The organism is Bacillus cereus group sp. BfR-BA-01355 (genome assembly GCF_022663675.1).
GTDB classification, from domain to species: Bacteria; Bacillota; Bacilli; order Bacillales; family Bacillaceae_G; genus Bacillus_A; species Bacillus_A thuringiensis_S.
This window is the reverse complement of sequence record NZ_JAKUFY010000001.1, coordinates 150,832-165,686: the sequence shown is the minus strand read 5'-3', so window position 1 is coordinate 165,686 and position 14,855 is coordinate 150,832. Positions and strand designations below refer to the sequence as shown.

Below are 14,855 nucleotides of genomic sequence, written 5' to 3'. Positions count from 1 at the left end.
AATTCATTTCAAAGTTGCAGTATCAAAAGAATGAATATTCTGAATCTTAAACCTGTTTTTCCTTTTTTTGTGATATTATATATGAAAAGGATGGTGATGGATATGTCAACAAACAATCAAGTAGAACAAAACTGCTTCATTTGCGAAAAACATAAAGGAAATATTATAGTTCCAGGTGGAGCTATTTACGAAGATGAACTCGTTTACGTTGGACATGTCTACTGGGATAGTGAAGAATCATACCTAGGTTATGTAATGATAGATATAAAAAGACATGTACCTGGCCTCGCTGAACTAACAGATGAAGAAGCGAAAGCGTTCGGACTTATAACAAGTAGAGTAAGTAAAGCGCTAAAAGAAAGCGAAGGTGCAGAGCATATTTACACTTTTGTTTCAGGAAATGGTGTACCACATATGCAGGTGCACATTATTCCACGTTATCCGAATACACCAAAAGAATTTTGGTCACCAACCGAAGTAGCGAAATGGACTGGTGCACCATATGGTGATGAAGAGAAAATAAAAAAACTATGCGAAAGAATACGTAAGTATATGGTAAATGAGTATGCATACAACAAATAATAGAAAATATTCATGGGTTGGAAATAAGAAGATGTGTTTAGACGAAGTTTCAGTAAAACAATATGGTGATATCGTACTCGGAATATATGGCGGTAATATAAACGCTGGAGCAAAAAAGAATGAAGATGGTGCGTTAGTTTGGTCGAATGATGATTGGGAGTTTACAGCTATTTTAGATGGACATAATAGTGCGGAAAGTGTTGATTTAGTAGTAAATACAATCGAAAAAGAATATGAAAATATAAAAGTAATAATGAATGAATCGATTGATACAGTATTTCGATCTGTTGAAAATCATATACTTTCAATTTTTCAATCCTCTTCATTTAAAGAAAAATGCCAAAGAATTAAAGGTGAAACAGCTTGCTTACTATGTGTAAGAAAAGAAAATTATATATGGTGGCTTTCTATTGGTGATTGTTTAGTGTATGTATTTCATGAAGAGTTACATAAGTTAGGGCAATATGCATTAAATCAACGTCATTTTTACGAATGGATTGGAAATGTAAACACATTTGATTTACCTGTTCCTTGCTATTCATCAGGTATTCGTGAATTACGTACTGGAAAGAACCGAATTGTAATGGTGACAGATGGGGTATTAGAATGCGGGGAACGCCGATATGAAACGCCATTAAATCTGTATAATAATATGAATAGAAATAATATTAAACTTAAAGAAAATGTTCACAATGTTTTAGAACATGTTCATCATCAATTCGGACGAGATAGTGCGACCATTATTAGTTGGGATGTTGAAAATAAAGATAATGCTACGTATCCGAGTGATCAGCCGGAGAAAAGGTAAAGGAGGAGGCCTTTCTGTTTCTTTTGAAACTAATTGTCTTATTGTTATGGATTATAATTTTAATTTTTTTAGAAAAAATCGTGAGGAAGAAGTTAAATATACCGAGACAAACAGGATGGAATAGTAAATATGTCAGTCAATCACATAAATGGGGACAATGGATCATCATTATTTCTTATGTAGTACTTATGATGATAGGTTCAATTTGGAATCCAATATACATGACTTATATACCAATTTTCTTTTTTATGACGTTGTACATTTTTCAAGGATATATGCAGTGGAAATATGATAGTAAAGCAAAAGAATATATTATTTCGTTTGGAATTGTTCCGTTATTAATAATTACAGGTATTATTTTGAATGTATTCTATAATACGTATTGGTGATGGATGGTCATACAAATAAAGGGTGAGAAAATGATAAGACCACATTTACGGGCTGAAGTAATGATTGTAAACGACGAACATTCAAAAGTACTAGTACAATGTGATGAAAACGAATCATTTTATCGTTTTCCAGGTGGCTCTATTGAATTTGGTGAAACGTCAAAAGAAGCAATAATTCGAGAGTTAATAGAAGAATACGATTTGAAAGTTCATGTTCAAGAGTTAGCAATTGTAAATGAACACATTTTTGAGTGGGACAACGAAAAAGGTCATCATTGTACATTGATATATTGGGGGACTGTTGAAAAAATCATTACAAATGAAATAAGGCATAAAGAGCATGAGGATATTATATTAATTTGGAAAAGTCTAGAGGAATTACAGGAGAAGCCGACATATCCTGAAGGAATCATAAGTTATTTAGAAGGGGATAACCGTAATATAGTCCAATTTATTTCAAGTAATTAAATGAAATAATAGGAGGGGTGAAAATAGGAGCTTCTACTTTTTGGATTATAACTATTGTTTTTTGTATAGCTGTCTATTTTCTCGATAAGTTTTTAAGAAAAAAATTGAATATGCCCAAGGGTGGTTTTTGGGGATATAAGAAACATGTAAATAGTTTACATAAAAAATTGGAAATAGGACTACTTTTTATTTATTTAATAACTAGCTTTATGTTTATCTTTAAATTCGAAAGTGTTAATATTGCTTATGTCATTTTTACTTATTTAGGTGGGAAGTTAATCTTAAGAGCATTGATGGAATGGAAGTATGATAGAGAGTCGAAAGAATATATATTTTCGGTAATTGGGGTATTCACGTTTATTTTTATGACTTCGATACTATTTTACTTCTTTCCACCTGCTGTATAATAAAAAAATTGATAGTATAAATAATAAGATAACTAACGAATAAGAAACCATTTACTTAGGAATAAACGGTTTCTTATTCTGTGTATGAAATTCTGTCTTTTTCATTCAATCATTTATTTTAGCTAGTATGAATGTAATGAAATTTGTTTTGTCCTCCGCATACTTATGTTTATCAGTAGGATTAGCTTGTGAAAGTTGAATTTTTAATTGTTCATACTGTATACGAGATGTTTTATTGTCTATTAAGTAATCTCGAAATTGTAATTGTTCTATTAAATATTTATTTCCTTGTTCATACATATGAATTTGATGAGTTCGTGGCTCTCCTTTATTAAAATAGTATCTTTCAGGCAATACATCTTTTCTGTATTTATAATTTAGTAGTTCCAACTTTGCGATACATTGTATGCCAACTGCATTATCTTTTAGTTCTATTGCTATATCAATAATTGGCTTTGCACTTAAATATGGAATAGAAGTACTACCAATATGGTGTATCGCTAAAATATGTTCGCCAATTTGTTCCTCAATGATTTGTTTCTCTTTCATAAACTCAATTTCCCATTCTTCAGTCCACGGCACTAAAAACACTTTCCCATACGGTAAACCTAACATTTAATTAGCACCTCTTTCAAAATAGTTTTCAAAAAGTTTATTACATCTTCTTAAAGCTTCTCAAAACAAGGTGTTCCCACAATCTCCAAGGAAGAATCTTCTTCGTAAAGATCATAAATTTTACACCTTTTCCAATAGGATATCGTAAAGTAGTACGCTTTGTTTCAGCAATTTCAACGATTTTATTAGCAACATCTATCGGATTACCAAATGTATCACTACCGCTATTAATATGTTTTTGTATTTTATCCATATATTCTTTGTAAGGAGATGTTGTATCAGATTGGTTTTCAGCTAGTTGTTTACCAACCTCCCATATATTTGTGTTGTAAGAACCAGGTTCAATTAAAGCGACATCTATTCCGAAAGGTTTTAATTCTAAGCGAAGCGATTCACTCCAGCCTTCTAATGCATATTTTGAAGATACATAAGGAGATAAACCAGGGAATCCAACTTGGCCGCTAATGCTGCTTATATTAATGATTTTTCCACTTCTTTGTTTTCTCATATATGGTAAAACAAGCTGGGTAATTGATATAGCTCCAAAAAGGTTCGTTTCAAATTGCTTTCGATATTCGTCTACTTGGATTTCTTCTACAAAGCCCCCATTTGCATATCCTGCATTATTTATAAGGAGATCTATTCTATTAATTTCTTTTAAAAATAATTGGAAATTATGTATAGAATTTTGATCTGTTACATCTAATTGTTGAACTTTTATATTTTGCTGTAAGTTAAGTTGAGTAACTTGGGATAGTAAGGTTCCTTGTTTTTCAAGGTTTCGCATTGTAGCGATAACTAAATAATCTTTTTTTGCGAGTTCGAGTGTAGTTAATAGTCCAAATCCACTTGAGGCTCCAGTAATTATTGCGATTTTTTTATTCATTTTTCGCCAGCTTTCTTTTTCTTTTATCATAACGAGTTATGATAAGAAAATCTATTATTCTTACATTTAGTATGAAATCAATTTGTATGTAAAAAAAGGGGATTATAGGGAATCAGCGTATATAGAGTAGTGTATATTAATATGATAATGAAATGAGGGAAGAAAAATGGTCCATGTGAAAGATGTATTAGCAGATCAGCTATTAGCGAATGCAAATGATCCTAGTTGGTATATGCCATTTTCCGATGCAGTTAAGGATTTATCTGAGAGGGAAGCTTGCTGGAAACCGAATGAAGAGAGTAATAGTATAGCTGAAATCGTACAACATTTACTGTATTGGAACTCTACGTGGCAAACTAGGTATAAAGAATCAAATGTGAATGCAGTACCCGCTATAGGAGATAATAACAAAAGTTTTATGCTTTCAGATAATCAAACTTTCGATGAATTACGGGAAAAACTATTAGAAAAACTGTTACAATGGCAAAATCTCATTAATGAAGAAAAGGTTGAAAGTGATGTAGTGGGATTTCCTGTTTCTGCAAAGTGGTGGGAAGTGTTAGCGAATGTAACAACTCATAATGCATATCATATTGGGCAAATTATTTACATCCGAAAATTACAGCAGAGCTTTGATAATGAATAAGATAATAGTTCTCAAATTAGGTGAACAAAAGTGGACAAAACGAGACATCTGTCTCATTTTGTCCACTTTTTTATTATGAAAGAAATGAGAAAACCCATGAAATCAAGGATTAGAATTTGGCATAGTACTTGCAATATAACAGACGAACAAGAAAATAGGAGGGCTGGACATGTTAAAAACAACTGAAAGTAAAGGGAATGAAATTACGAAAGAACAAGCTCGTTGGATGTACGAAAAAATGTTAGAAATTCGTAAGTTTGAAGATAAGGTGCATGAATTGTTCGCGCAAGGCGTTTTGCCAGGTTTCGTTCATTTATACGCAGGTGAAGAAGCGGTAGCAGTTGGTGTATGTGCCCACTTAACGGATAGTGACAGTATTACAAGTACACATAGAGGTCATGGACATTGTATCGCAAAAGGTTGTGATTTAAATGGTATGATGGCTGAACTTTTCGGGAAAGCGACAGGATTATGTAAAGGTAAAGGCGGTTCCATGCATATTGCCGATTTAGATAAAGGAATGCTTGGTGCGAATGGCATTGTAGGCGGGGGTTTCCCACTTGCTTGCGGTTCAGCATTAACAGCTAAATATAAAGGAACAAAAGATGTAAGTGTTTGCTTCTTCGGTGACGGAGCAAATAATGAAGGAACATTCCATGAAGGGGTTAATTTAGCGGCGATTTGGAAGTTACCAGTTATTTTTATTGCAGAAAATAATGGTTACGGTGAAGCAACTACATTTGAATATGCTTCAAGTTGTGATTCTATCGCTGATCGCGCAAAAGCTTATAATATTCCAGGTGTTCAAGTAGATGGAAAAGATCTTCTAGCTGTATATAAAGCTGCTGCAGAAGCAGTTGAACGTGCGCGTAATGGTGATGGTCCAACAATTATTGAATGTATGACATATCGTAATTATGGTCATTTCGAAGGTGAAGCGCAAACATATAAAACATCAGAAGAAAAAGAAGAACATTTAAACGAAAAAGATGCAATTGTGAATTTCCGTAAGCATTTAATTCATGAAGGTTTATTAACAGAATCTGAACTTGTTGATATGGAAAAAGCAGTAGATGATGCAGTACAAAGATCCATTGAATTTAGTGAAAATAGTCCATACCCAGACGATGAAGAATTATTAAAAGATGTATACGTTTCTTACAAATAAGAGGAGGGTGAAAAATTATGACTAGAACAGTAAGTATGTCAACTGCAATTAATGAAGCGATGAAAATCTCAATGCGTCGTGATGAAAATGTAATTTTAATAGGTGAAGATGTTGCAGGCGGTGCACAAGTTGATCACCTGCAAGATGATGAAGCTTGGGGTGGTGTTCTTGGTGTTACGAAAGGACTTGTACAAGAGTTTGGCCGAAATCGTATATTGGATACACCAATTTCTGAAGCGGGTTATATGGGAGCTGCGATGGCAGCTGCTGCAACTGGGTTACGTCCGATAGCTGAGTTAATGTTTAATGATTTTATCGGTAGTTGTCTTGACCAAGTATTAAACCAAGGTGCGAAATTCCGTTATATGTTTGGAGGTAAAGCAAAAGTACCCGTTACAGTACGTACGATGCATGGCGCTGGTTTTAGTGCAGCAGCTCAACATTCACAAAGTTTGTACGCATTATTTACGAGCATACCAGGTATTAAAGTTGTTGTTCCTTCCACACCGTATGATGCAAAAGGCTTATTATTAGCGGCAATTGAAGATGATGATCCAGTAATCTTCTTTGAGGATAAAACACTTTACAATATGAAAGGTGAAGTGCCAGAAGGATACTATACAATTCCATTAGGAAAAGCAGATATTAAACGGGAAGGTTCTGATGTAACAATTGTCGCAATCGGAAAGCAAGTTCATACAGCGCTTGCAGCTGCAAAGCAATTATCGAAAAAGGGGCTTGAAGTAGAAGTAATTGATCCACGATCTTTATCACCGCTTGATGAAGATACTATTTTATCATCTGTTGAAAAAACAAATCGTCTTATCGTCATTGACGAAGCGAATCCTAGATGTAGTATTGCAACAGATATTGCGGCAATTGTAGCGGATAAAGGTTTTGATTTGTTAGATGCACCTATTAAACGAATTACAGCACCACATACACCTGTTCCGTTCTCACCACCACTTGAAAAGTTGTATTTGCCAACGCCAGAAAAAGTAATTGAAACTGTATCAGAAATGATTGGAGACCAATCTTTATTACATGTGTAATAAAACGATGAGAAGGGAGAGAGACACATGGCTGTAGAAGTTGTAATGCCGAAGTTAGGTATGGCGATGAAAGAAGGTATTATTACGAGCTGGAATATTAAAGCAGGCGATAATGTAGCAAAAGGAGAACTGATCGCTAGTATTAACTCAGAAAAAATTGAAACGGAAATTGAAGCACCCGCTGATGGTACGGTACTTGATATAGCTGTAAGTGAAGATGAAGGAGTGCCGCCTGGTACTGTAATTTGCTACATCGGTAAACCGAATGAAAAGGTAGAAATGCAGGAAAGCACACATGTTGTAGAAGAAAAAACATCTAATATAGAAGTACAAAATGTACAAAATCAAGAAGCAAATGGGAAAGAAGTATCGAAGCAAAGAATTAAAATTTCACCTGTAGCCAAGAAAATTGCAAAGTCTGAAAATCTGGATATCAAGGCATTAGTTGGTACAGGTCCTGGCGGAAGGATTACAAAGGCAGATGTATTAAAAGTACTTGAGGTAAGAGTAAACGTTCCGGAAATATCTGAACGAGAAGAAAGTAAAGCGGTTCCTGTTACTGGTATGCGTAAAGCAATCGCAAATCGTATGCACGCAAGCTTACAAAATAGCGCACAATTAACGTTAACGATGAAAGTAGATGTAACAGATTTAGTTGCTTTACATAAAGAAATAGCAGAAGTTGTACAAAAAAGATATGATAACAAACTAACCATTACGGATTTCGTCTCTCGTGCTGTTGTATTAGCGCTTGGGGAGCATAAAGAAATGAACAGCGCTTATATAGATGATGCAATTCATCAATTTGAACATGTTCATTTAGGCATGGCAGTCGCATTAGAAAAAGGATTAGTCGTTTCGGCTATTCGCTTTGCAAATAATTTATCTTTAGTAGAGTTGTCTAAAGAGATTAAGAATGTGGCACAAAAGGCACGAGCAGGTAGCTTAAGTAGTGATGATATGCACGGAACGACATTTACAATTAGTAATTTAGGTAGCTTTGGTATTGAATATTTTACGCCGGTATTAAATACACCTGAAACTGGTATTTTAGGTGTAGGTGCAATTGAACATGTTCCTGTATATAAAGGGAAAAAACTAAGAAAAGGAAGTATGTTACCTTTAAGTTTAACATTCGATCATCGTGTATTAGACGGTGCACCAGCAGCTGCATTTTTACGCACAATTAAACATTATTTAGAAGAACCTATAACAATTCTTTTATAAAGAGAAGGTGAGAGAATGGGTAAATTAGTTGTTATTGGGGGTGGACCTGCTGGCTATGTAGCAGCAATTACCGCGGCTCAAAATGGCAAAGATGTCACTCTTATTGATGAAGCTGACCTTGGCGGAACATGTTTAAATGTTGGGTGTATGCCTACGAAATCACTGTTAGAAAGTGCTGAAGTACATGACATTGTGAGAAAAGCGAATGATTATGGAGTTACGATTAATACAGAAAATATCTCAATTGATTGGGGTCAAATACAGGCGAGGAAATCACAAATCGTAAAGCAACTCGTCCAAGGAATACAATATTTAATGAAGAAAAATAAAATTAAAGTTGTAAAAGGAAAAGCGAAATTCGAAACGGATCATCGTGTGCGAGTTGTACAAGGAAATAAAGAAGAAGTAATTGATGGAGGGAGCTTTATTATTGCAGCTGGTTCCGAACCTACAGAATTACCATTCGCTCCGTTCGATGGGAAATGGATTTTAAATAGTAGCCATGCAATGTCTCTTGAGAGTGTACCATCTTCATTGTTAATCGTTGGCGGTGGTGTAATAGGATGTGAGTTTGCAAGTATTTATAGTAGACTCGGCACAAAAGTATCGATAGTTGAGATGGCACCGCAATTACTACCTGGTGAAGATGAAGATATCGCGAATATTTTAAGAGAGAAATTAGAAAAAGATGGTGTGGAAATTTTTACGGGAGCAGTTTTAAAAGGATTAAATAACTATAAGAAGCAAGCTTCATTTGAATACGAGGGAATTACTCACGAAGTAACTCCAGAATTTGTTCTTGTTTCTGTAGGAAGAAAACCACGAGTACAACAATTAGGATTAGAAAAGGCAGGAGTTCAGTTTTCAAATAAAGGGATTGCTGTGAATGAACATATGCAAACGAACGTATCACATATTTACGCAGTTGGTGATGTGATCGGTGGAATTCAGCTTGCTCACGTTGCCTTCCATGAAGGAACGACAGCAGCATTACACGCAAGCGGAGAAGACGTGAAAGTAAATTATCACGCTGTTCCCCGTTGTATATACACAGCTCCAGAAATAGCTAGTGTCGGGTTAAGTGAAAAAGGTGCAAGAGAACAATATGGTGATATTCTCATTGGAGAATTCCATTTTACAGCGAACGGAAAAGCTCTTATTTTAGGAGAACAAACGGGTAAAGTAAAAGTCATTGTGGAACCTAAATACCAAGAAATTGTAGGGATTTCTATTATCGGTTCTCATGCAACTGAACTTATTGGTCAAGGGACTGTAATGATTCATACAGAAGTTACCGCTGATATAATGAGAGATTATATTGCAGCGCATCCAACCTTATCTGAAGCGATTCATGAAGCATTATTGCAAGCTGTAGGACAGGCTGTACATGCTTAAATCGAATTATAATAAACCACTATTCTCTAAATGAATGAGAGAATAGTGGTTTGAATTTTTATAGAAGAAATTAAATCCTCTATTACTTTTTAATGTCAATAGCTGAAGTTTTATCGTTCCATTCAGGAGCTAAATTAGCAGTTTTACCGTACCAATCAGCGTGTTTAAATAAAACGCCTTTTCCATATCCTTGTGTTGAAGTGTGTTCCCAAAGTGTTGTTGAATAACTTGCAGAAGGCGACGCTGTACTTACAGAAGAAATTCTGTCATTCCAGCTAGATGGTAAGTTTTTAAAGCCACTGCTCCAGTAAATATATTGGCCACCTTTATCTTTATGTTCATAAAAATCAGTACTACCAGCACCACTACCTAAAGGATTAATATTATTTTTAATTGCTTTTTTATCCTTTGCAATATACGCATCCAATGTTTCGCGGCTAGTAAAACCATAAGCTAGCCAATCTCCATTTTCATTTTGCTTAGGTAATACCATAGTAATTTGGATATCTTTCTTATCCTGATCACTTAATTTTGCAAATGAATTAACATTTTGTTCATCCACTTTTAAATAATCAAATGACTTAATTGTGTTACTTTTTTCCTCAGCACTTACTGCACCTAGTCCTCCAGTTAATGCAAAACCCGCTACTAATGTCCCTGCTACTAATTTCTTCAACATATAACCATCCTTTTTGTTTGAATTTTTGTACAGGTGAATCTTGTACAGCTAAAATGTATTTTAATTTTATACTTTTGTAAATATTCTGAAGTTTTAGAAATAATAGGCGGAATATTTACATTTTTACATTATTTCTTTAGAAAAAATGGTTATTGGAATGATATAATAAGTGGATGTATTGCTTTTACTGGATGTAAAGATATTTTAGGAGAGGTGTCATTGAAATATTTTACAAGAGAATGGTATAAAAAAATGCAAGTTTTAGAATTTGTAAGTTTTATAGAGTCTATAAAAGAATGGTCGGAAATGGATATACAAAGTTTAAAGGAAGAAATAGAGGAAAGGAAAATAGATTTATTAAAATTCCTTCCTGAATCGATATACTCAATTATACAAAACATAACAATTAATTCAGAATACCCATCAGGTGAACTGAAAAAACTTATGCAAGAGTGGACAACAGATTATGAGAAAAGAATGGCACAATTAGATCAATCATACGTAGAATATTTTAATTCCATTGAGAAAAAACTTCCGTCAAATGTCGCTCAGTTACACAAGACATCACTACACGATAGTGTAATTAAAGTAATAAAGAGAGAATCAGAAGATACTTTGTCTATCGTATTAGATTGCAGTGGTACTTTTAGTGAATTTGATAAACTTGAAGTAACCTTTATAGGAGTAACAAAGTGTTCTATGCAGGAAAACTTTGGCAGTGCTTGGTGGTTATATCATGAAATAGCTCTTACTGAAGATGGTTTTGAACTAGGTGTTTTATTTGACTGTCCATTTAGAGAAGTGTCGATTTGCGCAGCCGATGTATTACTTGTGAAGAAATAATGTTGTATGGAGTATTAGAAACGTTTGACATAATAAAAAAACAAAGGTATTGTAGATACATGAAGTCTACAATAGGAGCTGTACTATGAAATATTCTAAAGCTACAAATTATGCTCTTCATACAATGCTTTTTCTGGCAAAGGCTACACCAAATAAGTTAGTTAGTGTTCACCAATTAGCAGAAATGCAAAATGTGTCACCAACGTACTTGTCTAAAATACTAACTAAGTTGACGAAGGAAGGGATGATACATTCATCATCTGGTCCAAAGGGCGGTTACTCGCTTAGTAAGAATTGGGAAGATATTTCATTTTTAGATATTATACATGCAATTGAAGGCAAAACATCATTGTTTGACTGTTGTTTACATGACAAACCTGGATGTTTAATTAATGAGGCAATGCTCGCAGCAGAAGAGAAAATGGAAGAAGAGTTAAGAAATCAAAAAATCGTAGATCTTGCGAAAAAAATAAAAGTGGATTTTTAATCTGCTTTTATTTTTAAATTGATTAAGGATAAAAAGACTCTTTGATATCTTTAATTGTAGTTAGAAAATGATATGAAGAAGGAGAGAAGATGATGAATAAATTTTGGAATGATCGATATAAATCAGGTGAATATTTTTACGGGGAAGAACCTAATACATTTATTAAAGAACAAGCATTTCGTTTAGCAAATCACGATAAAGTAATAGCATTTGCGGAGGGAGAAGGTAGAAATGCTGTATTTCTAGCAAGACAAGGGAACGAAGTAACAGCTATTGATTATTCGGAAGATGGATTAGAAAAGACAAAAAAATTGGCAGAGAAGCATAACGTAAACGTGCATACAAAAAAAGTAGATTTATTAGCTGATAGTTTGCCAGAAAATGAATACGATGCGGCAATTATGGTATTTGGACATTTTCATGATGAATATAAAAAAATGATATTAGGTAAAATGATACAAACGATAAAGCCTGGTGGATTAATTATGTTTGAAGTTTACTCAAAAAAACAAATAAACTATAGTACTGGTGGACCAAAAGATGTTGATATGCTGTATGATCCAATTGATATCCTTACTTGGTGTGAAGAACATAAGGTAATTCATTTCTTTAATGGAGAACAAGAGCGAGTTGAAGGGAAAGGGCACACTGGTTTAGCTGATGTTATTCAAGTTGTTATTAGAAAATTAATATAAGTGTTAATGAAAGTTAAATGTATGAATGTAAAAAGACCAGTCGTATAAGACTGGTCTTTCTATTTAGATACTAAATTATCAAGTTTCCAATATGTATTTGTTAACGGCGCAGCTTTGCTATCTATGTATAAATACATATTATTTAAATCTTTTGGTGAAGTTTTCAGTTCAAACACAATGTCAGTAGTTAAAGAAAATTCGTGTGGAACATTTTTATAGTGCTCGTCATCTATCGGATGAGCTTCACCTTCATATTTCTCACCAGTTTTTTCATCTTGTATGAAATATTTTATTTCCGAAAGATCAATAGTTTGTCCATCGTCTCGAACATTATTAATCATAACACGAGTAGTAAGGCGCCGCTCTTTGTCTATTTTTTCAAACTTTGCATTCTCAACTGTCGCTCTATAGTATTCATTTTTAACTATTTCTCCATAGTGCATTGCATTCTTTTCGAGAGCGCTCTTTTCTTGTTTTGATGTAGTATTGCTATTACATCCTGTTAATATTCCAGTAAATAATAATGCTGTACATGTCGTTTTGATTAATGATTTCATAGTAATCCCTTTCTGTATTAAAAAGTAAAACATAGGAATAATTTTACATCAATAGGAAGGTAAATGGAAGTATTTTTGCGTAATATACAGATATACATTTATTTGGTTGTCAAGTTAACAGGATAGAAAGAGGGAGAAGACTGTATAAAACGGAATAAATAAGAATTGAAAATATTGTAAAACGGAAGAGGCATGCATATAATTAAAATAAAGTTTAAGTTTCTGAACCTTCAATAACGGTGGTGATAACATGTTTACTGAAGAACGTCGAGAGAAAATTTTAGAACTACTTAATACAGATGGAAGAGTAATAGCAAAGGATCTTGCGGAAAGATTTGATATGTCTATTGATTCTATAAGAAGAGATTTGTCTATTATGGAAAAGGATGGTTTATTAAAAAGAACGCACGGAGGTGCAATTGAACTTACGCGAGTGAGAAACTTAGCTGCGGAACCAACTAAACGTTATAGTGATAGCTCAATATATGAGGACACAATTGCAAGAGTTGCGGTATCTTATATACAAGAAGGTGATTCAATTTTTATTGGTGGGGCTTCCGTTCATAATGCGATGCTGAAATATTTACCGGAAGTATCATTTACGGTTATTACGAATTCTATAGAAATAGCTGGTTATCTACGAGAATATAAGAATATTGATACGTATTTAATTGGCGGAAAAGTAAAACCTTCAGGGAATATTACTGATACACTTGCCTCTGAATTGATAAGTAGATTTTCTATTGATCTGTATTTCTCTACAGGTGGAGGCATTTCATTACAAGGTATTAGTACCGCAACACCTGAAGTTGCTTATTTTAGTAAAAGAGTAAGTGAAATTGCTAGAAGAAATATTTGTTTAGTTCCGCATAATAAACTTGGAATAGATTGTTTTATAAGAGGAGAGTCTCTAAAAAAAATTGACATTATTATAACTGACGAAGAGGCTAGTAAAGAAACTGTTCAGGACTTTGAGAAACAAGGTAAACAAGTTGTAATAGCGCCATTATATTCATTTGAAAGGAGTTTGACATGATTGTAAAAGAGCAAGAGTTTCATATAAATGGATTAACTTATACAATTCGTTCTGCAGCTGAGAAAGATGCAGAGCAGTTATCGAAAATTAGAGTTCAGATTGATGGAGAAACTGAAAATATGGATAGAGATGCTGGAGAGGGATTTATAGATGATCTAGGATTTCAAAAAATAATAAAAACAGATAGTGAAGAGACTAAGAATCTCTTTTTAGTTGTAGAAGTGCACAATCGAATCGTTGGATTTTCAAGATGTGAAGGGTCAAATTTTAAGAGATTATCTCATAAAGTGGAGTTTGGTGTTTGTATTTTAAAAGAGTTTTGGGGATATAGAATGGGTAAGAGTCTATTGCAACAATCTATTAAATGGGCTGATGAAAATGCAGTAAATAAAATATCTTTACAAGTATTAGAGACAAACGAGAAAGCTATTCATCTGTATAAAAAATTAGGTTTTGAAGTAGAAGGCATTTTGAAAAATGACAAAAGACTATCGGATGGAAAGTATTATAATACGGTAGTGATGGGAAGGTTTACTGATACTTTTCATAAAAGAGGGGAAGAGGTATGTTTTACAGAAGGAAGTACTATGTAGTGAAAAATGAATTCATAGAAGTATTTAATGATCATTTCAATAACACGAACTTACCTAATCAGTTAAAGCATGGCTCTAGGCTAATAGGACGCTGGATGAAAGGTAATAAGAATGGTACGTCTGAAGTATTCGCCATATGGGAATATGATAGTTTTGAAAGGTATAAAGAAATTGAATCGAAAATTAGAAGTGACGAGATTCATGTAAAAAGAATACATGATTGGTATGAAAAACATGGCGGAAGAGAATATGTTTTACAGAAGTACATAGTAGAGATGAAAAATGAAGAGTTAGTATGTACTGTAAAATAATAGGAGCGAAG

At 33.7% G+C, this 14,855-nt stretch carries 20 protein-coding genes; 16 read left to right on the top strand and 4 right to left on the bottom strand.

The features are described from left to right. Window positions 1–81 precede the first annotated feature (81 nt). From MR167_RS00865 to MR167_RS00845, 5 genes are read left to right on the top strand one after another with little or no spacing between them, the layout of a single operon-like run. On the top strand, window positions 82–582 hold the full coding sequence (locus tag MR167_RS00865; protein ID WP_142398827.1) for an HIT family protein: 501 nt from the start codon (window positions 82–84) through the stop codon (window positions 580–582). Further along, window positions 566–1,390, top strand: a complete 825-nt coding sequence (locus MR167_RS00860) for a PP2C family serine/threonine-protein phosphatase (RefSeq protein WP_106082108.1) — start codon at window positions 566–568, stop codon at window positions 1,388–1,390. Before MR167_RS00865 ends, MR167_RS00860 begins: the two co-directional genes overlap by 17 nt. A 23-nt stretch (window positions 1,391–1,413) precedes the next feature. Then, a complete protein-coding gene (locus MR167_RS00855) occupies window positions 1,414–1,779 on the top strand; it encodes a DUF4181 domain-containing protein (RefSeq protein ID WP_000767737.1) in 366 nt (121 codons plus the stop codon). A 30-nt stretch (window positions 1,780–1,809) separates the two neighbouring features. Next, window positions 1,810–2,247: an NUDIX domain-containing protein gene (locus tag MR167_RS00850; protein ID WP_000620904.1), complete on the top strand. Its 438-nt coding sequence runs from the start codon at window positions 1,810–1,812 to the stop codon at window positions 2,245–2,247. Between the two features lie 23 nt (window positions 2,248–2,270). Further along, the gene (locus tag MR167_RS00845) at window positions 2,271–2,654 is read left to right on the top strand and encodes a DUF4181 domain-containing protein (RefSeq protein WP_041488163.1); all 384 of its coding nucleotides are present in this window, start codon (window positions 2,271–2,273) and stop codon (window positions 2,652–2,654) included. A 105-nt stretch (window positions 2,655–2,759) separates the two neighbouring features. Here the strand turns inward: MR167_RS00845 and MR167_RS00840 are convergent, their stop codons facing one another. Beyond that, entirely contained in the window at window positions 2,760–3,269 is a 510-nt protein-coding gene (locus MR167_RS00840; RefSeq protein WP_000901210.1) for a GrpB family protein, read from the bottom strand. 40 nt (window positions 3,270–3,309) lie between these two features. After that, the gene (locus MR167_RS00835) at window positions 3,310–4,155 is read right to left on the bottom strand and encodes an oxidoreductase (protein ID WP_222838330.1); all 846 of its coding nucleotides are present in this window, start codon (window positions 4,153–4,155) and stop codon (window positions 3,310–3,312) included. Window positions 4,156–4,321: 166 nt separating this feature from the next. Here MR167_RS00835 and MR167_RS00830 point away from each other — a divergent pair, with 166 nt between their 5' ends. From MR167_RS00830 to lpdA, 5 genes are all read left to right on the top strand, one after another. Beyond that, the gene (locus MR167_RS00830; protein WP_000233788.1) at window positions 4,322–4,801 is read left to right on the top strand and encodes a DinB family protein; all 480 of its coding nucleotides are present in this window, start codon (window positions 4,322–4,324) and stop codon (window positions 4,799–4,801) included. Window positions 4,802–4,970: 169 nt separating this feature from the next. After that, window positions 4,971–5,969 carry an acetoin:2,6-dichlorophenolindophenol oxidoreductase subunit alpha gene (gene acoA, locus MR167_RS00825; protein ID WP_000921275.1) on the top strand — a complete coding sequence of 333 codons (999 nt, stop codon included), beginning with the start codon at window positions 4,971–4,973 and terminating at the stop codon, window positions 5,967–5,969. 17 nt (window positions 5,970–5,986) lie between these two features. Next, window positions 5,987–7,021: an acetoin:2,6-dichlorophenolindophenol oxidoreductase subunit beta gene (acoB, locus tag MR167_RS00820; protein ID WP_000198898.1), complete on the top strand. Its 1,035-nt coding sequence runs from the start codon at window positions 5,987–5,989 to the stop codon at window positions 7,019–7,021. A 27-nt stretch (window positions 7,022–7,048) separates the two neighbouring features. Further along, window positions 7,049–8,248 (top strand): dihydrolipoamide acetyltransferase family protein, encoded by a 1,200-nt coding sequence (locus tag MR167_RS00815; RefSeq protein ID WP_106082106.1) that lies wholly within the window; start codon window positions 7,049–7,051, stop codon window positions 8,246–8,248. Between the two features lie 15 nt (window positions 8,249–8,263). Beyond that, a complete protein-coding gene (gene lpdA / locus MR167_RS00810) occupies window positions 8,264–9,643 on the top strand; it encodes a dihydrolipoyl dehydrogenase (protein ID WP_242313696.1) in 1,380 nt (459 codons plus the stop codon). An 82-nt stretch (window positions 9,644–9,725) separates the two neighbouring features. Here the strand turns inward: lpdA and MR167_RS00805 are convergent, their stop codons facing one another. Continuing rightward, window positions 9,726–10,322: a hypothetical protein gene (locus MR167_RS00805; RefSeq protein ID WP_000914437.1), complete on the bottom strand. Its 597-nt coding sequence runs from the start codon at window positions 10,320–10,322 to the stop codon at window positions 9,726–9,728. A gap of 219 nt (window positions 10,323–10,541) precedes the next feature. Here MR167_RS00805 and MR167_RS00800 point away from each other — a divergent pair, with 219 nt between their 5' ends. The 3 genes from MR167_RS00800 (at window position 10,542) to MR167_RS00790 (ending at window position 12,347) form a co-directional block, all read left to right on the top strand. Then, the gene (locus MR167_RS00800; RefSeq protein WP_242313695.1) at window positions 10,542–11,165 is read left to right on the top strand and encodes a DUF4085 domain-containing protein; all 624 of its coding nucleotides are present in this window, start codon (window positions 10,542–10,544) and stop codon (window positions 11,163–11,165) included. 85 nt (window positions 11,166–11,250) lie between these two features. Then, window positions 11,251–11,652, top strand: coding sequence for an Rrf2 family transcriptional regulator (locus MR167_RS00795; protein WP_000877649.1), 402 nt, complete (start codon window positions 11,251–11,253; stop codon window positions 11,650–11,652). A gap of 89 nt (window positions 11,653–11,741) precedes the next feature. After that, window positions 11,742–12,347 carry a class I SAM-dependent methyltransferase gene (locus MR167_RS00790; RefSeq protein ID WP_142398828.1) on the top strand — a complete coding sequence of 202 codons (606 nt, stop codon included), beginning with the start codon at window positions 11,742–11,744 and terminating at the stop codon, window positions 12,345–12,347. A gap of 59 nt (window positions 12,348–12,406) precedes the next feature. Here the strand turns inward: MR167_RS00790 and MR167_RS00785 are convergent, their stop codons facing one another. Further along, window positions 12,407–12,904, bottom strand: a complete 498-nt coding sequence (locus MR167_RS00785; protein ID WP_000838465.1) for a hypothetical protein — start codon at window positions 12,902–12,904, stop codon at window positions 12,407–12,409. Window positions 12,905–13,154: 250 nt separating this feature from the next. On the opposite strand from MR167_RS00785, the gene MR167_RS00780 reads away from it, so the two are divergent. From MR167_RS00780 to MR167_RS00770, 3 genes are read left to right on the top strand one after another with little or no spacing between them, the layout of a single operon-like run. Then, the gene (locus MR167_RS00780) at window positions 13,155–13,940 is read left to right on the top strand and encodes a DeoR/GlpR family DNA-binding transcription regulator (protein ID WP_000493642.1); all 786 of its coding nucleotides are present in this window, start codon (window positions 13,155–13,157) and stop codon (window positions 13,938–13,940) included. Further along, window positions 13,937–14,533: a GNAT family N-acetyltransferase gene (locus MR167_RS00775; protein ID WP_000635676.1), complete on the top strand. Its 597-nt coding sequence runs from the start codon at window positions 13,937–13,939 to the stop codon at window positions 14,531–14,533. The genes MR167_RS00780 and MR167_RS00775 overlap by 4 nt, the downstream gene beginning before the upstream one ends. Beyond that, on the top strand, window positions 14,506–14,844 hold the full coding sequence (locus MR167_RS00770; RefSeq protein WP_000499995.1) for an NIPSNAP family protein: 339 nt from the start codon (window positions 14,506–14,508) through the stop codon (window positions 14,842–14,844). The genes MR167_RS00775 and MR167_RS00770 overlap by 28 nt, the downstream gene beginning before the upstream one ends. The last annotated feature ends 11 nt before the right edge of the window (window positions 14,845–14,855 follow it).